Source organism: Polaribacter reichenbachii, from assembly GCF_001975665.1.
In the GTDB taxonomy this organism is placed as follows: Bacteria; Bacteroidota; Bacteroidia; order Flavobacteriales; family Flavobacteriaceae; genus Polaribacter; species Polaribacter reichenbachii.
In genome coordinates this window covers 2,293,755-2,313,050 of sequence record NZ_CP019419.1, presented here as the reverse complement: position 1 = coordinate 2,313,050, position 19,296 = coordinate 2,293,755, and the positions used below count along the sequence as shown (strand labels likewise).

Here is a 19,296-nt window from a genome sequence, read left to right as displayed (position 1 = left end):
ATTTAGAATCTACAATTATAATTTATTATAAAATCACTAACTTCTCTGATGGCTTTATCTCCACCTTGATTTATAAGGTTAATATCAGAATGTTCTTTAACCTTAGCAATGGCGTTAAATGGCGTAAAACTCCAACCAACTGAACAAATATTTACAAGGTCATTAACATCATCGCCAACATATGCCACTTCATTTCTATTTATTTTTGTTTCGTTTAAATAGTGATTTAATCTAGAATATTTATCTTTTACTCCCATAAAAAGTTCTAGATTCAATTTCCCCATCCTTGAAGCAACAATTTTAGAGTTTTCCGAAGTCATTACAATAACTTTTACGCCACTCTTTTGTAATAAATCTAATCCCATTCCATCTCTTAATGAAAATGTTTTAAATAACTCTCCATCATTCGAAACCCCTACTGTTCCAGGTGTAAAAACACCATCAACATCTAACACTAATAGTTTAATTTTATTTAACTCTTTTTTAAATACGCTCAATCTATTGAGAAGTAACTTTTCCATTATAATTAAATCACTAACTTCGTCAATCTCTGTTAGTGTATCTTCATTCATTTCTACAATTTCAATCTTACCTCCCAACCTATTTTTAGAAGTTTGAAATTGTTTCTTGGTACATACATATACTGCACCATTTTCTATTCTTAACCCTTCAAAATCCTGTCTTCTAGGTCTTTTAGAATAATTATAGTTAATACTATTGGCGTTTTTATCCCAGATAAATCTTTTTGTATTCACTACAGTTAATGCAGCATCAACCTCTGGATTGCTAAATTTTGCAATAACATTATTTATGTCAGTAGCAGTTGTTAATGGTGAAGTAGCTTGTAACAAACAAATGTGTGTGTAGTTCCAATCAATTTTTTCAGAAAACTCAACCATAGCATCCTCTGTACTTGAAGTATCAGAAGCATTCTCGTCTGATCTTAATATTGTTTTAACCTTATTTGACCATTGATATTCCTTGTTAACTTGATCAATAATTTCCAAATCATCTGTAAAAACATAAACTTCATCTAGATTTGAAAAAATAGCTTCGGATAAACACCATTGATACATAGGTCTTCCTAGTATTCTCTTTTTGTTTTTACCAGGAATGCCTTTCGAACCAGCCCTTAATGGGATTATGGCCACTGATTTCATTTTTTTTGAATTACTCATATTTAATTTCTTGTTACTTAAATTTCAATACATCTAAAAATTAAGACAATTGAAATTCGCTAAATTTGAATTAAGAAAATCTTAATCTTTATAATTAATTATTTTATTCTATTTACATTAAAATCTTATGTCCCTCTATTAAGTAAGTCAGCATTCTTTTACATATGCGCAACATCTCCATGCATCGCATCTTTTACCCAAGCGATAAGTCGTATTCTACACTCCGCTAAATAATAACCATCTTGCCCTGTGATTAATGAAGCTTTCATATTTATTTGATTAGTCATTGTTCAGTTTGAGTTTTAAATGAATCCCTCAAAATAAGCAATTGTTTTTTTCAAGCCCTCTTCTAACTGTATAGAAGGTTCCCAGCCCCCTAACTTTTCTTTAGCTAAACTAATATCGGGCTGACGTTGTTTTGGGTCGTCTTTGGGTAAAGGCATATGTATAATTTTTGAATTGGAGTTGGTTAAACGAATGACTTCTTTGGCCAATTCTAACATAGTAAACTCATTCGGATTCCCTAAATTTACAGGCCCTAAAAAAGTAGAGTCTGATGCCATCATTCTAACCATCCCTTCTACCAAATCATCTACATATTGAAAAGAACGCGTTTGCGTTCCATCTCCAAATATGGTAATATCTTCTCCTCTTAAAGCTTGCATGATAAAATTAGACACCACTCTTCCGTCTGCAGGATTCATATTCGGGCCGTAGGTATTAAAAATACGTATAATTTTAATCGCCACTTTATTCTGAATATGATAATCCATAAATAGGGTTTCGGCACAACGCTTGCCCTCGTCATAACAGGAACGAATTCCAATCGGGTTTACATTACCCCAATAAGATTCTTTTTGAGGATGTACTGCTGGATCTCCATACACTTCACTGGTACTGGCTTGCAATATTTTGGCGCCCACACGTTTTGCCAAGCCCAAAGTATTGATCGCACCCATTACCGAAGTTTTAATAGTTTTGATTGGGTTGTATTGATAATGCACAGGAGAAGCAGGACAAGCCAAATTATAAATTTCATCTACTTCTGCAAAATAGGGTGCTGTAATGTCATGACGAATCATTTCAAAATTCGGGTTACTGCGTAACTTGTTGATGTTTTTTTTGGCTCCTGTAAAGTAATTATCTAAACACAATACTTCATTACCTTCGTTTAATAAGCGCTCACATAAATGTGACCCCACAAAACCAGCACCACCTGTTATTAAAATTCGTTTCATATTCTTGCTTTTTATCTCTAATTACCTAAAATGATGGATTAACTTTTTCTACTAACCTTTCCCAATTCCTTTGAATTGAAAACCAATACTTTTCATAACCGTTGCATCCAAAATATTACGTCCGTCAAATACAAAGGCTGGCTTATACATGTTTTCGTAAATGCTTTTCCAATCGTAGGTTTTAAATTCATCCCATTCTGTTAATATGGCGATGGCATGAGAATTATGAGTTGCTGCCATAGGGTCATCATACACAAATACCTGTGCTAATTTCTTTGTAATTTTATCTTCTGTAAGCCCTTTGAGTTCCCATAAATAACTTAAATCGGCTCTTACTTTAGTAGCTGATACTTTAGGATCATATACATGAATTTCTGCACCATCTTCTATTAAGTATTCTGCTACATATATAGCGGCAGACTCTCTCGTATCATTGGTGTCTTTTTTAAAGGCCCAACCTAAAAACGCAATTTTCTTACCATTTACTGTATTAAATAAAGTGCTGATAATATTTTTAGCAAAACGGTATTTTTGATGGTCGTTCATAATAATGACCTGTTCCCAATAATTGGCAACTTCTGGCAAGTTGAAATAACGACACAAATACACCAAGTTTAAAATGTCTTTTTGAAAACATGAACCTCCAAAACCAACAGATGCTTTTAAAAACTTAGGACCAATTCTACTGTCGGTACCAATAGCATGTGCCACTTCATCAACATCTGCTTCAGTTACCTCACATAAGGCCGATAAAGCATTAATAGATGAAATACGTTGTGCCAAAAATGCATTAGCAGTAAGTTTAGACAACTCCGAAGACCATACATTTGTCGTTAAAATTTGACTAGGGCTTAACCAATGTGCATAGACATCTACCAATGCTTGAATGGCCTCTTGACCGCTAGGTGTTTGTTTTCCTCCGATTAAGACACGGTCGGCCTCAAATAAATCTTCAATTGCGGTTCCTTCTGCTAAGAACTCAGGATTGGACAGTACTTCAAAGTTGACTCCATTTCCATTGCTATCTAAAATAGTTTGTAAGGTTTCTGCAGTACGTACCGGTAAAGTTGATTTTTCTACAATGATTTTATCGTTTGTAGCTACACTAGCAATTTGACGCGCACATAATTCTACAAATTTTAAATCGGCAGCCATACCTTTTCCTTCACCGTATGTTTTGGTGGGCGTATTTACAGCTATGAATATCATATCGGCTGCAGCAATAGCGCCATCTACATCTGTAGAGAAAAACAAGTTTTTACCTCTTGCTTGTTCTACCACCTCAGCTAGTCCAGGTTCATATACGGGTAAATTCTCCAAATTATCATCATTCCAAGCGTCAATACGATCAGCGTTCAAGTCAACTACAGTAACTTTAATATCGGGACACTTTAATGCGATTACAGACATAGTAGGTCCACCTACGTAACCTGCTCCTAAGCAGCAAATATTTTTAATTTTTTTCATTTTATAAGGTGTGTTTTTTTTTAATTGAATCTATTTCTATTTTGTAAAGTCAGTAAATTATTCTACTTGCTTTAAAATTTCATGACCGGCTTTTAACAAATCGACATCTTTTTTCATTAAGGCAACATCTCCATCCATCATATCCTTTACCAAACCTGCCAAATCATACTCTGGCACCCACCCTAATTTTTCTTTGGCCTTGGTAGGGTCTCCTAATAATAAATCTACCTCTGTAGGTCTAAAGTAAGTCGGATCTATAGATAAAACTTCTTTTCCTATGGCTACTTGAAAATCTTTATGATGACAAGCCGTAACATATGCTTTTTCATCCACACCTACTCCTTTAAACTCCAATTCAATCCCTACTTCAGAAAATGCCATTTTCACAAAATCACGCACGATAGTGGTTACTCCTGTAGCAATCACCCAATCTTCAGCCTTTTCTGCCTGTAAAATCATCCACATCATACGAACATAATCTTTGGCATGTCCCCAATCTCGTTTGGCTTCTAAATTACCAAGGTAGACTTTTTCTTGCAAGCCAAGCGCAATTTTAGCAACAGCCCTCGTAATTTTACGAGTTACAAAAGTTTCACCTCTTCTTGGTGATTCATGATTAAACAATAGACCATTACATGCAAACATATTATAAGCCTCACGATAATTTTTAGTAATCCAAAAACCATATATTTTAGCCACACCATAAGGAGAACGTGGATATAAAGGAGAGTTTTCATCATAAAAACCCCTCTCATTTTTATTTTCTGGTACCCCACCAAACAATTCTGAAGTAGAAGCTTGATAAATTCTTGTTTTATTTTCTAAACCTAAAATACGAACAGCTTCCAAGATTCTTAATGTACCTAAGCCATCTACATTCCCAACATACTCGGGCATCTCAAAAGATACCTTTACGTGCGACATCGCACCTAAGTTGTAAATTTCATCAGGCTGACATTCTTGGATGATACGAGTTAAATTCATAGAATCGGTTAAATCTCCATAATGCAATTTCAAGCGCTGATTGGGATCATGAGGATCTTGATACAAATGATCGATACGATCGGTATTGAACAAAGACGATCTTCTTTTAATACCATGTACTTCATAACCTTTTTCTAATAAGAACTCCGCTAAATAAGAACCATCTTGTCCTGTGATTCCAGTGATTAACGCTACTTTCATGCTTTTTTTGTGGGTTATTTGTTTTTTGCTATTAGATTTTGCTATTGGATTATCATTAAAACAATAAAGCAAAACCACTAACTAATACTACATTTTAACTTCTTTTACAGCTTCAATATTTTTTAAGAACCAATTATAAGTCTTCACAATTCCTTCATCCAATTCCGTTCTATATTGCCAACCTATTGTTGTCATTTTAGACACATCCATTAGCTTTCTAGGAGTACCATCTGGTTTTTCTGAATCCCAAATAATATCTCCTTGATGACCTGTTACTTTCTGAATGGTTGCTGCCAATTCCTTAATAGCAATATCTTTACCTGCCCCTACGTTATACAAATATTCCGGCAATTGATTTTCTAGAGCATACACCACCGCTTCAGCCATATCGTCTACAAATAAAAACTCACGCATTGGTGTGCCAGTTCCCCATAAGGTAACCGCTGCATTCCCGTTTATTTTTGCTTCGTGAAATTTACGAATCATAGCTGGCAAAACATGGGATGTTTTTAAATCGAAATTATCAAAATAACCGTATAAATTTGTTGGCATTAAACTCACATAATCTTTATTGTATTGCTTACGAATGGCTTGACAAAGTTTTACTCCAGTAATTTTAGCTAATGCATACCATTCGTTAGTAGGCTCTAAACTGTCGGTTAATAAATATTCTTCTTTTAGCGGTTGAGGTGCAAGCTTTGGATAAATACATGAACTCCCTAAAAAAATAAATTTTTCGATACCTATTTTTAATGCCCCATCGATTAAGCTATTCTGGATTTGCATATTCTCCATCAAAAACTGATAGGGAAAATCATTATTTGCCAAAATACCCCCTACTCTAGCGGCGGCATCGATAATGGCATCCGGCTGTTCTTTTTCTAGAAAATCGTAAACCTGTTGTTGATTTTTTAAATCTAACTCGCTACTAGTTCTCCCAATCAGGTTGCTATACCTTTTTTTTTCTAGAACTCTCCACACCGCAGACCCTACCATACCTCTGTGCCCTGCGATATAAATTTTTGAATCTTTGTTCATAAATTGAACTATTTCTTCTTAGTATCCTTTAAATTTTCTTTTTCTTGCACTTCTTTTCTTAGACCACTGCTCGAAAAACGATGTTCTCTTTTGTTGTAAAACAATTCAATACCTGATTTCTCACAGTACTCCCGCCCTGTAAATTGCTTATTCATATACTCATCTCCTACAATACGTACATCGATTTTAAAAGAACGCAACACGTCTTCTAAATCTTGTTCCGTAGCATAAGGTACAATTTCATCGACATACTTACAGCCTTTTAACTGAATGTAGCGTTCTACCACAGACTGGATGGGTCTATTTTTTTCGGGACGGTCTAAGGTAGGATCGGTTTGTAAACCGCAGATTAAATAATCGCATACTTGTTTTGCATCTTCTAGCATTTTTACGTGCCCCGCATGAAACAAATCGAATGCACTAAAAGTAATACCTATTTTCATATTTTTTGTTTGATGTTTTTTGTTTGATCTTTGCTATAAGGTGATTACTACTTGCCTTTTAACAACCAAGAAGAGGATTGTATTTTATCGCCCAAGCCATCGATTAAGGCAACACCCAATTCTTTACAAGTAGGTACTTCGGGTATGGAATTGTTGTTTTGGTCTCCGCCATTGGCAAAGGCAAAATCATAATCATCACCATATTCTTTGACTAAGTGGGTAATACTTGCACATACGGTTCTGTCTTGATCTATTGAAATGATGGCATTGTCTACAGCTTTGATATTGCTAACAATGATTAATCGCTCGTCTTCTTTTTGAAATTCTTTAGAACCTTTTAGGCTTCTTTGCAAATCGCTGTTTACAATCACAAACAATTCATCTGCTAAAGACTTGGCATTATTGAAGTATTCTAAATGCCCTTTGTGGATTGGATTAAAATAACCTGAAACGATAATCGCTTTCTTTTTCATTGTTACGTTTTTTATGTATTTTAATGAGACAAATATATACTTATTTATTTAACTACAAAATGGATGTTTTTCCCCTTTTTTAAGAATTGTTAAATTCCTAATATCGTGTACTATTTTTATAGAATCTTCAGAATCAAGCAATCCGAAACCGTTACCTTTTATGATTTCGGTATAACTGATGTTATGCAAATCCGTAAAGCCTGCACTAAATTCTATTTCTTTGCCATTTACCGTAATGGATCGATAGGTTCTTTGCCCTTTCTTTCTCACTGAGTTAGGCAAAGATTGCTCATCTATCGATAAAAACCAGCGCACTCTTGCTTTTTCAAACTCCAGATAGCCAGATGCTTTATCTTTTGTCCTTAAATGTACAATATTTTCTTGAACTTCTCCAAATATCCAAGACAACATATCGTAAAAATGCACTCCAATATTGGTAGCAATACCCCCAGATTTACTTTCATCTCCTTTCCATGAAATATCATACCAACGACCTCTAGAGGTAATATAGGTAAGGTCTACATCATACTTTTTATTGGTACTAGCAGCATCTACTTTATTTTTTAAAGCAATAATACTGGGATGTAATCTTAGTTGTAAAATGGTATTTATTTTCTGACCTGATTCTTTCTCAATATCTTTTAGAGCATCTATATTCCAAGGATTTAACACCAAAGGTTTTTCACAAATAGCATCTGCCCCTCTTCTTAACGCCATACGAATATGTGAATCATGCAAATAATTAGGCGTACAAATAGATACGTAATCTAAATGTGTTCCGTTTCTTTTTAATTTTTCGATATGACGATCAAAACGTTCAAACTCTACAAAGAAATCAGCATTCGGAAAATAACTATCCATAACCCCCACACTATCAAATTTATCTAACGCTGCAATTAAAGTATTATTGGTTTCTTTTATCGCTTTTAAATGTCTTGGCGCGATATAACCTGCAGCTCCTAATAATGCAAAGTTTTTCATAATTACTGTTTGGTGTTTGTTGGTTGTTCGTTTTCCGTAGTTCGTTGTTCGTGATTATTGGCTACTGGCTATTGGCTTTTAGCTTTTGGCCTTTGGCTCTTAATTTATTAATCATTCCCCAATCGTGATAAACGGTAGACGTCCGACGTTTTTTTCACAACTCTTAGTTCTATTCTCTTTATTCTTTACTCTTCTGTCGTGAGTCGTGTTTCTTAGCTCCTGTCTATTGGCTCCTGACTCATAGCTATTGTTTTGTGACTCATTTTCTCAATTGCGATGAACGACAAACGATTTTCACAACTCTAAGTCTATTTTCTTTTTTCTATTCTCTTTATTCTTGATTCCTGATTCGTTATTCGTTATTCGTTGTTCGTTTCTCCTTATACAGTCAACAGTTTTCCTGATTCCTGACTCTTGCCTCTGTCCTCTTTCTAATCTCTTATCTCAAGTCTATTTTCTCTATTCCTAACTCCCAACTCAACTCCCAACCCATAACTCAAAAACTTCTACAAACTCTTATCTTTATGTACTAAAAAATTTTTAATATCGTAAATTACAGATTTACTTCTTTGTAATTCACTAATATTTATTTCTTTAAAACTATGATGTGCCACTGCCAAAACAATCGCTCCATATTTATGCTCAGTGAATTCTTCTAATAGATTGATTTGATATTCAGCAAAAACCTCCTCTTTTTTTGCCCAAGGGTCGTAAAGATCAATATCTACTCCGTAACTTTTTAGAGCATGATATAAATCGACCACCTTTGTATTTCGGATATCTGGACAGTTTTCTTTAAAAGTAATCCCTAAAATTAAAACCTTGGCTCCTTTAATTTTTACTTCTTTATTAATCATTAACTTAATGACTTCTGATGCGATATGTCCACCCATACTATCATTCAGTCTTCTACCCGAAAGTATAATTTCTGGATAATACCCATACTGCTGTGCTTTTTGTGCCAAATAAAAAGGATCTACGCCAATACAATGCCCCCCCACTAAACCAGGTTTAAAAGGCAGAAAGTTCCATTTTGTAGCAGCTGCCTCTAAAACATCACTGGTATTGATATTCATCAAACTAAAAATCTTTGCCAATTCATTAACAAAAGCAATGTTGATGTCTCTCTGACAGTTTTCAATAATTTTTGCAGCTTCGGCTACCTTAATAGAGGGCGCTAAATGGGTACCGTTTTTTAAGACGGATTTATATAATTGATCTACTTTTTCAGCAGTTGCAGGAGTGGAACCAGAAGTAACTTTTAATATACTTTCTACAGTTCTTACTTTATCTCCAGGACTTATTCTTTCTGGTGAATAACCTACAAAAAAATCTGTATTGAAAACCAAGCCAGAAAATCTTTCTAAAACAGGGATGCAATCTTCTTCAGTTGCCCCTGGATAGACGGTAGATTCATAGATAACAATATCTTCTTTCTCTAAATATTTTGCAATGGTTTTACTTGCCGACAAAAGCGGTTTTAGAACGGGCTGATTGTTTTTATCTACAGAAGTAGGTACGGTTACAATATAATACGTGCAGTCTTTTAAAAAATTTCCATTACTAGTAACAAAAAGTCCTTTTTGTTGAGAGGTTTTATGAACTAGAACTTCGCTTAACAGCTGATGCTCTACTTCGTTTGTAGTATCCATACCATTCGTGAGTTCTAAAACTCGAGATTCCTTAATATCAAAGCCAACCACCGCATATTGGGTTGCAAAAAGTCTTGCCAAAGGCAACCCCACATATCCCAATCCTATAATTCCTATTTTAATTGCACTCATACATCAAACCGCATTTAGCAAAGCAAAGTTACAAAAAAGGAATTTTTAGAGCATTAAAAAATAAACCAAAAATAAATTTCTACTGTTTTCACAAAATTTGTAATTTTACTCCACTTAAACAACCAAACTTATGAAATTATTTACTACGTATTTTCTTCTGCTTTTCACCATAATGGTCTCTTCTCAAAATCAGCAAAAAGCAAAAAATCATTTTCAAACAGCTGGTCATGTTTTTAAGACAAGTTTTAATACCATCCCAAATGATTTTGTGTATTTGGGCAAAGAATTCTCTGATGATTGGAAAAAAACGGGCTATTATGCAGCGGGTGTTTTAGGATTAATTGCCACGGATAAAATCACCACCAAAGCCTTTCAAAACATTGAAAAAAATATCGATTACAGATTACCCAACTTAACACCACATTTTCTAAGAAATTCAAAAAATATGTGGATAAACAATACAGAAAATACATATTTAACGTATCCTATTATTGGCATCTATTTAGGATCATTAATTACAAACAATGAAAAAGGACAATTTGTAGGCGTAAATGCATTTAAAGCAATTGCGTATTCTACCTTAATTACTCAAGTTACTTTGAAAACAGTTTTTGGAAGAAACAGACCTGAATTTCCTTTGAACACCAACACCAAGGGATATCCGTTTACCAATAACAACTGGGATTTCTTCAACGGGAGAGAAAATGCAATTTTACTTTCTGACCCTAAAGCAACTGGAATGCCCTCATTACATGTAACTACCTATTTTGCATTAGCAAAAGTTTTACAAATGGAGTTTGATAATTACTGGGTGCCTTATAGCTTAATGACCGCCGTTTTCTTTTCCAACGTAAAAGGACATCAACACTGGGTAAGTGATATGGTTGTTGGTGGTATTATAGGAACTTTAATTGGTCGCTCTATTGTTAGAAGCAGCTGGAAAGCCAGAGGTATTTTAGAAAAAAATAAAAATCGTAGAATCTCTTTGAATTATATTCCTAAATTCTCTTCAGAGTTTACAGGACTTAAAATTGTAGGCACTTTTTAAATACGTAGTTTTTTATTTATAGACCTCAGCGTATAAAACTCAAATAAGTAAAAGAGCAATTTTAGAGTTAATACTAGTTCTCGATACAAAATTTCAGAAAAAGAAATTTCACTCGAACAGACAACGAAGAGTAAATCCCCATAGCAAAAAAGCGTTATTATTACACAGTCTATTAATTTACAATTCTTTATGATTTAGAACACCCAAAACTAATTCTGCTTCATGCCTTGAAATAACGATTAAGCTAGAACTCTATGTGTCATTGCAAAAGAGGTACGATTGAAGACATTTTTTTGTTTTATAAATGAATATCTTCTACAGAAAAAACACCTGACTAGACATCATATTTCTTAAAAACCACTCAAAAAAATGTTATGTCATAAATGTTTTTAATTACATTTTTGTCAGTAAAAAGTGAATATTTCGATAAAAAAGTAGGTTTAAAACTAAGTTTACTGTAAAAAGAGCACTGAACGAGGTTTTTTTGCTGTAAAAATCAGTGAAAAAAAAATAATAACAGGGGCTTAAAAAAAAGAAAGTAGCGGTTTTTTAAAAGTATCTTAAGTTTTAAGCAACTCACTAGATACTTTTAGTAAAAAGAAACGATACTTTTAATGAAAAGTATCGTTTCTTTTAAAAACTCAATAGGGCGAGTTTTTAGTAAATTTACTAAAAAAAGTAAAAAAAAATGGAGAATTTAACTATTGCTAAATTCCCCATTACATTTAATTACGACTCACTATGCGTAAACTCAACATTTTGCAACATCTTGCGCAAACGTTTATCTGGCCTAAAGTTAATATGAGACTTCTTTACCAAGTTAACAGTAACTTCTTCTGGAGTTGCCACGCCTACCGAACGCACACCAATTTGAAAAGCTCCTAAAAAACCTACTCTTATAACAACTTTATACTTTATCGCTTTTACTTTAACATCACCAATATAAATGCTTGAAAATCTAATTCACCTTGTACAATATCAAAAACTTTGTGAGTGTATTTACACAAAACAAAAGCTACCCCAACATTCTACAAATCAATAGCTGCTTCTTATAACATTACAGTAATAGCAAGCCAATTGTCTTCTTTTTGAAATCAGTGTATTTCTGCCTGATTAATTATATACACCAATAATGCCAGATTTATATTATTCCCATAATAATCATTAATAAAAAACACCTCATCCAATGAGGTTTCTCTTACTTCTAGTGGTATCAGTTTCTTTTTTTTATTCTGCATCGCTTTCTAGATTAATATCAAAACCTTTTAGGTGATATTTTGTAGATACCAAACCAATTTAAACAATAACTAAAGCAAAAAAATAGTTTGTTTTTTTTATGAATTTTTATATTAAACAACAATTAGCATAATTACACATAATTATTTACAATAATATAGCGATGAATTACGTTGCTAATACACTTGATAGAAAAACGAACTCACTTAACTTAAAACTATATGAATAAAAAACACTTCTCAATCATTTTACTACTTTTCAGTACTTTCCTGCACGCAAATGTAGAATTACCTATGTTATTTTCTGATGGAATGGTTTTACAGAGAAATAAACCCATAACAGTTTGGGGATGGGCAGAACCTAATGAAACCATAAGCATACTTTTTAAGGATAAAAAAACAAAAACTAAAGCCAATAAATTTGGCAAATGGACAGCTGAACTAAAAGCTGAAAAAGCTGGCGGCCCTTTTAACATGACTATTAAAGGTAAAAATACAATTGTTTTAAGTGATGTATTAATAGGAGATGTATGGATTTGTAGCGGGCAATCTAATATGGGTTTTACAGTAAACCGAGCACTTAATTTTACTGAAGAATTAAAAGATTCAGACTACCCTTTAATTCGTCAATTTTTGGTTAATAACGATATGAATCACATCCCTAAAGAAAAAATAAAATCCACCCAATGGAAACTTACAAACCACAACACATTAGCAGAGTTTACTGCTGTAGGTTATTTTTTTGCTAAAAAACTGCATAAAGAATTAGGTATTCCTATCGGTATTATTAATACTTCATGGAGCGGAACTTGTATTGAAACTTGGATTAGTAAAGAAGCTTTTGAATCAAGCGATGAATTTATAGGTATTGCTGAAAAGATACCCACTGTAGACATTAATATTCCTCAAGAAAATAAAATAAAAATATTAACGAATAGAATTGAAAAAATTCAAGGGAGTAAGGTTGACAATTTGCAAGAAGATTTTTTTAAGAAAAAAGCATTTAATGATAGTAATTGGCCAGAAATAAACGCACCAGAGTTTTGGGAAACCCAAGAATTAGGAGATTTAGACGGAACTGTTTGGATGAGAAAATCTATACTAATTTCTAAAGAAGACACTGAAAATGAAGCTCTCTTAGAATTGGCAAAAATCGACGACCAAGATATTACATATGTAAATGGTGTTGAAGTTGGAACTACAAATAGTTACAACAAAAAAAGACGCTATAAAATAAATAAAAACATTTTAAAAGAAGGTGTTAATACGATTGCTATAAAAATAACCGATTACCAAAATGGTGGTGGAATATGGGGAGAAAAGTCTGACTTAAAACTAACTTTAAAAAACAATACTATAGAATTATCTGGCAAGTGGAAATATAAAGTTGTAAGCGTTTTAAATTCTAAAGTTTCGCCAAATAAATACCCTTCAGTATTATACAACGCAATGATTAACCCTTTAACTTCATACGCAATTCATGGTGTATTATGGTATCAAGGAGAATCTAATGCAAGTAGAGCGCATCAATATAAAACTGCATTTCCTTTATTGATACAAGATTGGAGAAACAAATGGAATCAAGGTGATTTTCCTTTCTATTTTGTGCAGTTATCTTCTTTTAACGAAGCTAACGGAAACAGCAATAAAGGCAGTCAATGGGCAGAATTAAGAGAAGCTCAAGATTTCACAAATAAGACTGTTAAAAATACAGAAATGGTTGTAACCACAGATATTGGAAACCCAACTGATATTCATCCAAAAAACAAACAAGATGTAGGAAAACGTTTAGCTGCAATTGTTCTTAACAAACCCTACAATAGTCCTACTTATAGATCTATGGAAATTAAAGGAGATAAGATTATTTTAACTTTTGATGGCATAGGAGACGGATTAACTACTACAGATAAATACGGATATTTAAAAGGGTTTGAAATAGCAGGAGAAGATAAGGTTTTTCATTTTGCAAAAGCATATATCGAAAATGGTAAAGTAGTGGTATATAATAAAAATATACCTAACCCAAAAGCGGTACATTATGGATGGAGCGATGACGCAGGCGAATGCAACCTATATAACAAAGAAAATTTTCCAGCTGCACCTTTTAGAACTGACAATTGGAAAACAATTACTTTAAACAATAAATACACTGTAAATTAAGCTCACATTCAAAAAGAATAATAAAAACAAAAAATCCTTCACAAATTGTGAAGGATTTTTTCTTGGTGGGCAATGAGGGATTCGAACCCCCGACCCCCTCGGTGTAAACGAGGTGCTCTGAACCAACTGAGCTAATTGCCCTAAGCGGTTGCAAATATAACACTGTTTTTGAATCTGACAAACAAAAAATGAAATTTATTTTAAATTATTTCTGCAACAACAAAAGTACTTCCGCCAACATAAACTATATCTTGCTGATTTGCATTCATTAAGGCGTTTTTATAAGCAATTTTTACTGATGCATATTTTTTTCCAATTAAATCAAAATTTATTGCTTTTGCTTGCAATTCTTCTTCCGAAAGTCCTCTTGGGATATCTGGTTTACAAAAATAATAAATTGCTGATTTTGGAAAAAGAGGTAAAACCTCCTCTAATTTCTTATCAGAAACCACACCTAATACGATATGTAACTTTGTAAACTCTTCTTTTTTTAATTGATGCAACACAATTTCTAAACCTTCTTTGTTATGAGCAGTATCACAAATTACTTTTGGATCATTTTGTAAAATTTGCCACCTCCCTTTTAAATTGGTGTTTTTTACAACATTCAATAATCCATTTTTAATATTTTCTTCAGAAACGGTAAATCCTTTTAGTTTTTGAATGGTTAAAACCGCTGTTTTGGTGTTTTTTTGCTGATAATCTCCTAACAAATCACTTTTATAATCTAGTATACTATCCGAAGCAAAAAAGAGCTCTGAATTCGTTGATTTCGCTTTTTCTATAAAAACACTTTTAACGGCATCTTGTTTTTCACCTATAACTACAGGAATATCATTTTTTATAATTCCTGCTTTTTCAAAAGCAATTTCAGGCAATGTTTCACCTAAAAATTGTGTATGATCTAAACCTATGTTCGTAATTACAGAAATTTCTGGAGTAATAATATTCGTAGAGTCTAATCTACCTCCTAAACCGACTTCTATAATTGCAATATCTACTTTTTCATTTGCAAAATAATCGAAGGCTAAACCCACTGTCATTTCAAAAAAAGACAGCTGTTCTGTTTCTAAAAAGGTTTTGTGTTTTGCAATAAATGAGGTAACCTTTTCTTTAGAGATTTCATCACCATTAATACGAATTCGCTCAGTAAAGTTTTTTAAATGTGGCGATGTATATAAACCCACTTTATAACCTGCTTCTTGTAAAATTGAAGCCAACATATGAGACGTTGAACCCTTACCATTTGTACCACCTACGTGAATGGATTTAAATTTGTTTTCTATATGATCTAATTCTTTAGAAAAAGCTAGAATATTGGTTAAATCTTTTTTGAATGCTGTTTTACCTTCTTTTTGATACATAGGTAATTGCGAAAACATCCAAGTTAGAGTTTCTTTATACGTCATAATTCTGATTTTAGATTCCTGCTTTCGCAGGAATGACAGAATCAACAAAAATACAAGATTATTTAGAAAGCGTAAACTTATAAATAATAGTTCCTGTTTGATTTGCAGGCGCTTTATCATCTGCATTCCAAGTTGTTTTTAAAGCAGCTTCTTTAGCTGGTTTTAATAAACAAGCAGCTGTATTTGTAGAACCTTTTACCCCTGGAACTGCTCTAATTACTTTTCCGTTTTTATTTACTATAATTCGAACCACAACAATACCTTCTTCTTGACAATCGGGCTGTTCTTTAGGTTTCGACAAAGCTTTTCTACCCGCTAAATTATAATTCCCTCCAGAACCGCTACCTGTGTTTCCATAATATTTATTGGCATCTGGATCTCCATTTACTTTTCCTTTTACACCTTCTTTACCATCATCACCTTCTCCTTTAGGCGCACCATCAGAAACGTTACCATTTAACAAACTATTTAACGCATCTGTTGTTTCTTTTGATGGTTTTGGCTTAGGTTTCGGTTTTTCTTTTGGCTTTTCTTCTTTTTTAACCACCTCTTTTACGGGCTCTTTTTTAACTTCTTTTACCTTTTCTACTACAGGAACATCTTCTACCGTTTCTTCAGTAATAATTTCTTCTTCGATAATTTCATCAGGAGTTTCTACAACCTTTTCCTCTATAATTTCTTCTTGCGCTTCAACTTCTGGAGTGGGTGCTTTTTTTGTATTTAAGACAGGCTCTCCACTGGCATAATCAGTATCTCCAAAATTAATGGCAACCCCATATTCTTCTGGCGGATCTAAATATTGCATTCCATAATTTAGAATACCAAATATCAATAACATTAAAATTATAAATGTTATTATTGCTGATTTTCGTTTATGTTTTGTGTCTAATATTGGCATTTTTACAAAGTTCTCGATACAATTTTCCTCATTTTATTCAGAAAATCACTCGAACTGACAAAAGTTTTTATTTCCCTTTTACAGCTAAAATCATTTTTAATTTATTCTTATTTGCGATATCAATTACTTTCATTACATTTTTATAAGGCACATCTTTATCACCTCTAATAACAATGGTTTTCTTTTTATCTGTACCGACACTTCTTAAGATTTCACTTTCTAAACTTGATGCACTTACCTCAGTTTTATCAATATAAAAAATAGATTTATTGCTAATGGTTACAGCAACAGATTTACTGTTTTCTGTTTTTCCACCAGCTTTTGGCAATAAAACATCAATAGCACTTACAGTTACTAAAGTAGATGTTAGCATAAAAAATATCAGTAATAGAAAAACAATATCTGTCATTGAAGACATATTGAACGACGGATCTACTTTATTTCTTCCTCTTAAATTCATACTATATTTTCACGGTTATTAATCTTGAATTTTAAATTTTAAACCCTTCTATACTGGCTCGTTTAATAAATCTAAAAACTCAACCGATTTTGCTTCCATTTGATACACTACTTTATTAGTTCTTACTACTAAATGATTATAAGTTATGTAGGCAATAATACCCACAATTAACCCTGCAACCGTTGTTGTCATTGCTGTATATAATCCGTCAGAAAGCATCTTTATATCTATTTGCCCACCAGCATTTGCGATTTCGTGAATTGCAATGATCATTCCAATAACAGTTCCTAAAAAACCAATCATTGGCGCAGCACCTGCAATTGTTGCTAAAACTGAAACGTTTTTTTCGAGTTGATACACTTCTAATTTTCCTGCAGTTTCTATAGCTGTATTGATATCATCTAAAGGTTTACCAATTCTAGAAATCCCTTTACCAATTAATCGGGCAGTTGGTGTGTTTTTACTTTTACAAAGTGCGTTTGCAGATTCTAAATTTCCGTTAGAAACAAAATCTTTAATTTGATTCATAAAATTCTTATCTACTTTAGAGGCTGATTTTATGGCAAAAAAGCGTTCAAAATAAATATATAGCGCCACAGCTAGTAAAACAAATAGCAAAGCAATAATTATTTGCCCTCCTAAACCACCATCCATAATTAACTTATAGATAGAAAGTGTTTTTTCTTCTTGTACAGCTTCTTCTAATAAGTCTTTATTTTCTTGAAAAAATGAAATCATTCAACTAAGTTTTTTTTTGGTTTTATATATTAACGACCGTTCTTTTTTAAAATTGTTTCAAGGTAACAATTCGGTTTCAATTATAGCAAAAAAAATGCCATTTTGTAAATTAACAAAATGACATTTTAAATTTTATTAAAATATGTTTAAATAAACGCTCTTAGTAAAACAAATGATAAAGATCCAACTAAAAATCCTATTAAAGCTAACCAAGATATTTTTTTCAAATACCAAAAGAAATCTATTTTTTCCATTCCCATTGCTACAACTCCAGCAGCAGAACCAATAATTAACATAGAACCTCCAGTACCTGCAGAAAATGCGATAAAATGCCATAAAGGATTATCTAAACCTTCTGAGAACATTCCTAAACTAGCTGCAACCAATGGTACATTATCAATAACTGCAGAACCAATACCTAATAGTAAAACTACTAAATCAGAAACTACTGTACCATCTAACTCAGAACCAATTAAAGGAATTCCTTGTTTTAAACTATCAGCAAAATTAAATAAAATTCCTAATGATTCTAAAGCTGCAACTGCCATTAAAATTCCTAAGAAAAATAAGATACTTGGCATTTCTATTTTAGACAAAGAAGCGTGTACAGGACTATGATGTGCTTCTGCTTCGTGTTCTTGCGCTTGCTCACCTTCTACTTTTGATAAAGCAAATTTAGAATTACTGTAAATTTCTGCAAACGTTGCTACAATACCTAAAGATAACATCATACCAACATAAGGTGGTAAATGCGTAACTGTTTTAAAAACTGGTACAAATAAAATAGCTCCTAATCCTAAATATAACATCGTTGCACTATGCTGACTTTTAGGTTTTTCTACTTCGTTTTCATCAAAATCAATTTCTCCTTTAAATGCAGGTAAAAAAGTTGCAATAAAAGTAGGAACCACCATACATAATAATGATGGTAAAAATAAATAGGTAAATAACATACCTGTACTTACTTTATCTCCAATCCAAAGCATTGTTGTTGTAACATCTCCAATTGGTGAAAAAGCACCACCTGCATTGGCTGCAATAATAATTAAACCTGCAAACCAGATTCTATCATCTCTTGTTTTAACAATTTTCTGTAAAATAGAAATCAATACAATTGTTGCTGTTAAATTATCGATAATTGCTGATAAAACAAAAGCAAGAATAGCAAACATCCATAAAAGTTTCTTTTTACTTTTAAAGTTTACATACCCTTTAATTGTAGAGAAACCATCGAAATAATCGATAATTTCTACAATAGTCATTGCACCTAATAGGAAAACTAAAATTTCTGCTGTTTTTCCTAAATGATGCAATAAAGTTTCTTCAACTAAATGTAATTTATCTTCATGCCCCATAGACGCAAAACCATCTACTAAACCGTGATTTGCAGAATCGAACCAATTGGTAAAATTATCTACGCCAAGTGCCACCAGAGCCCAACAAACTGCCATCATGACCAGGGCAGGAATTAACTTGTCTAATTTTAAATTGTGCTCTAACGTAATGGCCAAATATCCCATTACAAATACAATAATTATTACTGATTCCATTTTTTAAATTT

17 protein-coding genes and 1 tRNA gene are annotated in these 19,296 nt (G+C 32.7%); 2 read left to right on the top strand and 16 right to left on the bottom strand.

What is annotated here, in order from left to right; translation table 11 throughout:
* Positions 1-2: 2 nt before the first annotated feature.
* The 9 genes from BW723_RS09685 to BW723_RS09645 form a co-directional block, all read right to left on the bottom strand.
* Positions 3-1,160 (bottom strand): acylneuraminate cytidylyltransferase, encoded by a 1,158-nt coding sequence (locus BW723_RS09685; protein ID WP_068359560.1) that lies wholly within the window; start codon positions 1,158-1,160, stop codon positions 3-5.
* A 320-nt stretch (positions 1,161-1,480) separates the two neighbouring features.
* Positions 1,481-2,416, bottom strand: coding sequence for a UDP-glucuronic acid decarboxylase family protein (locus BW723_RS09680; RefSeq protein ID WP_068359439.1), 936 nt, complete (start codon positions 2,414-2,416; stop codon positions 1,481-1,483).
* 51 nt (positions 2,417-2,467) lie between these two features.
* Positions 2,468-3,883, bottom strand: a complete 1,416-nt coding sequence (locus BW723_RS09675; RefSeq protein ID WP_068359437.1) for a UDP-glucose 6-dehydrogenase — start codon at positions 3,881-3,883, stop codon at positions 2,468-2,470.
* A gap of 57 nt (positions 3,884-3,940) precedes the next feature.
* Positions 3,941-5,068, bottom strand: a complete 1,128-nt coding sequence (gmd, locus tag BW723_RS09670) for a GDP-mannose 4,6-dehydratase (protein ID WP_068359558.1) — start codon at positions 5,066-5,068, stop codon at positions 3,941-3,943.
* An 87-nt stretch (positions 5,069-5,155) separates the two neighbouring features.
* A complete protein-coding gene (locus BW723_RS09665) occupies positions 5,156-6,106 on the bottom strand; it encodes a GDP-L-fucose synthase family protein (RefSeq protein WP_068359431.1) in 951 nt (316 codons plus the stop codon).
* Positions 6,107-6,114: 8 nt separating this feature from the next.
* Positions 6,115-6,549, bottom strand: a complete 435-nt coding sequence (locus BW723_RS09660) for an adenylyltransferase/cytidyltransferase family protein (RefSeq protein ID WP_068359429.1) — start codon at positions 6,547-6,549, stop codon at positions 6,115-6,117.
* A gap of 47 nt (positions 6,550-6,596) precedes the next feature.
* Positions 6,597-7,022, bottom strand: coding sequence for an adenylyltransferase/cytidyltransferase family protein (locus tag BW723_RS09655; protein ID WP_068359427.1), 426 nt, complete (start codon positions 7,020-7,022; stop codon positions 6,597-6,599).
* Between the two features lie 48 nt (positions 7,023-7,070).
* Positions 7,071-8,003 (bottom strand): Gfo/Idh/MocA family oxidoreductase, encoded by a 933-nt coding sequence (locus BW723_RS09650; protein ID WP_068359425.1) that lies wholly within the window; start codon positions 8,001-8,003, stop codon positions 7,071-7,073.
* Between the two features lie 506 nt (positions 8,004-8,509).
* The gene (locus BW723_RS09645; RefSeq protein ID WP_068359423.1) at positions 8,510-9,787 is read right to left on the bottom strand and encodes a nucleotide sugar dehydrogenase; all 1,278 of its coding nucleotides are present in this window, start codon (positions 9,785-9,787) and stop codon (positions 8,510-8,512) included.
* A gap of 130 nt (positions 9,788-9,917) precedes the next feature.
* Here BW723_RS09645 and BW723_RS09640 point away from each other — a divergent pair, with 130 nt between their 5' ends.
* The gene (locus tag BW723_RS09640) at positions 9,918-10,835 is read left to right on the top strand and encodes a phosphatase PAP2 family protein (RefSeq protein ID WP_076686372.1); all 918 of its coding nucleotides are present in this window, start codon (positions 9,918-9,920) and stop codon (positions 10,833-10,835) included.
* A gap of 729 nt (positions 10,836-11,564) precedes the next feature.
* Here the strand turns inward: BW723_RS09640 and BW723_RS17805 are convergent.
* On the bottom strand, positions 11,565-11,684 hold the full coding sequence (locus BW723_RS17805) for an HU family DNA-binding protein (RefSeq protein ID WP_237150082.1): 120 nt from the start codon (positions 11,682-11,684) through the stop codon (positions 11,565-11,567).
* A gap of 608 nt (positions 11,685-12,292) precedes the next feature.
* Here BW723_RS17805 and BW723_RS09635 point away from each other — a divergent pair.
* Entirely contained in the window at positions 12,293-14,230 is a 1,938-nt protein-coding gene (locus tag BW723_RS09635) for a sialate O-acetylesterase (protein ID WP_068359419.1), read from the top strand.
* Between the two features lie 63 nt (positions 14,231-14,293).
* Here BW723_RS09635 and BW723_RS09630 read toward each other — a convergent pair.
* The 6 genes from BW723_RS09630 to nhaD all read right to left on the bottom strand — a co-directional run bounded on the left by BW723_RS09630 (position 14,294) and on the right by nhaD (position 19,285).
* Positions 14,294-14,371, bottom strand: a tRNA-Val gene (locus tag BW723_RS09630).
* A gap of 59 nt (positions 14,372-14,430) precedes the next feature.
* Entirely contained in the window at positions 14,431-15,639 is a 1,209-nt protein-coding gene (locus tag BW723_RS09625) for a bifunctional folylpolyglutamate synthase/dihydrofolate synthase (protein ID WP_068359417.1), read from the bottom strand.
* A 58-nt stretch (positions 15,640-15,697) separates the two neighbouring features.
* A complete protein-coding gene (locus BW723_RS09620; protein ID WP_068359415.1) occupies positions 15,698-16,537 on the bottom strand; it encodes an energy transducer TonB in 840 nt (279 codons plus the stop codon).
* Between the two features lie 67 nt (positions 16,538-16,604).
* Positions 16,605-16,997 (bottom strand): ExbD/TolR family protein, encoded by a 393-nt coding sequence (locus BW723_RS09615; protein ID WP_068359413.1) that lies wholly within the window; start codon positions 16,995-16,997, stop codon positions 16,605-16,607.
* Positions 16,998-17,045: 48 nt separating this feature from the next.
* Complete coding sequence (locus BW723_RS09610; RefSeq protein ID WP_068359411.1) at positions 17,046-17,735, bottom strand: MotA/TolQ/ExbB proton channel family protein; 690 nt, start codon at positions 17,733-17,735, stop codon at positions 17,046-17,048.
* A gap of 146 nt (positions 17,736-17,881) precedes the next feature.
* Positions 17,882-19,285: a sodium:proton antiporter NhaD gene (nhaD, locus tag BW723_RS09605; RefSeq protein ID WP_068359409.1), complete on the bottom strand. Its 1,404-nt coding sequence runs from the start codon at positions 19,283-19,285 to the stop codon at positions 17,882-17,884.
* Between the last annotated feature and the right edge of the window lie 11 nt (positions 19,286-19,296).

Bases quoted from the DNA above. Each gene is read 5' to 3' on its own strand.
- BW723_RS09660 (WP_068359429.1), bottom strand. From the start codon at position 6,549: ATGAAAATAGGTATTACTTTTAGTGCATTCGATTTGTTTCATGCGGGG.
- BW723_RS09615 (WP_068359413.1), bottom strand. From the start codon at position 16,997: ATGAATTTAAGAGGAAGAAATAAAGTAGATCCGTCGTTCAATATGTCT.
- BW723_RS09655 (WP_068359427.1), bottom strand. From the start codon at position 7,022: ATGAAAAAGAAAGCGATTATCGTTTCAGGTTATTTTAATCCAATCCAC.
- BW723_RS09650 (WP_068359425.1), bottom strand. From the start codon at position 8,003: ATGAAAAACTTTGCATTATTAGGAGCTGCAGGTTATATCGCGCCAAGA.
- BW723_RS09665 (WP_068359431.1), bottom strand. From the start codon at position 6,106: ATGAACAAAGATTCAAAAATTTATATCGCAGGGCACAGAGGTATGGTA.
- BW723_RS09680 (WP_068359439.1), bottom strand. From the start codon at position 2,416: ATGAAACGAATTTTAATAACAGGTGGTGCTGGTTTTGTGGGGTCACAT.
- BW723_RS09675 (WP_068359437.1), bottom strand. From the start codon at position 3,883: ATGAAAAAAATTAAAAATATTTGCTGCTTAGGAGCAGGTTACGTAGGT.
- BW723_RS09610 (WP_068359411.1), bottom strand. From the start codon at position 17,735: ATGATTTCATTTTTTCAAGAAAATAAAGACTTATTAGAAGAAGCTGTA.
- BW723_RS09645 (WP_068359423.1), bottom strand. From the start codon at position 9,787: ATGAGTGCAATTAAAATAGGAATTATAGGATTGGGATATGTGGGGTTG.
- gmd (WP_068359558.1), bottom strand. From the start codon at position 5,068: ATGAAAGTAGCGTTAATCACTGGAATCACAGGACAAGATGGTTCTTAT.
- nhaD (WP_068359409.1), bottom strand. From the start codon at position 19,285: ATGGAATCAGTAATAATTATTGTATTTGTAATGGGATATTTGGCCATT.
- BW723_RS09640 (WP_076686372.1), top strand. From the start codon at position 9,918: ATGAAATTATTTACTACGTATTTTCTTCTGCTTTTCACCATAATGGTC.
- BW723_RS09625 (WP_068359417.1), bottom strand. From the start codon at position 15,639: ATGACGTATAAAGAAACTCTAACTTGGATGTTTTCGCAATTACCTATG.
- BW723_RS09620 (WP_068359415.1), bottom strand. From the start codon at position 16,537: ATGCCAATATTAGACACAAAACATAAACGAAAATCAGCAATAATAACA.
- BW723_RS09635 (WP_068359419.1), top strand. From the start codon at position 12,293: ATGAATAAAAAACACTTCTCAATCATTTTACTACTTTTCAGTACTTTC.
- BW723_RS09685 (WP_068359560.1), bottom strand. From the start codon at position 1,160: ATGAAATCAGTGGCCATAATCCCATTAAGGGCTGGTTCGAAAGGCATT.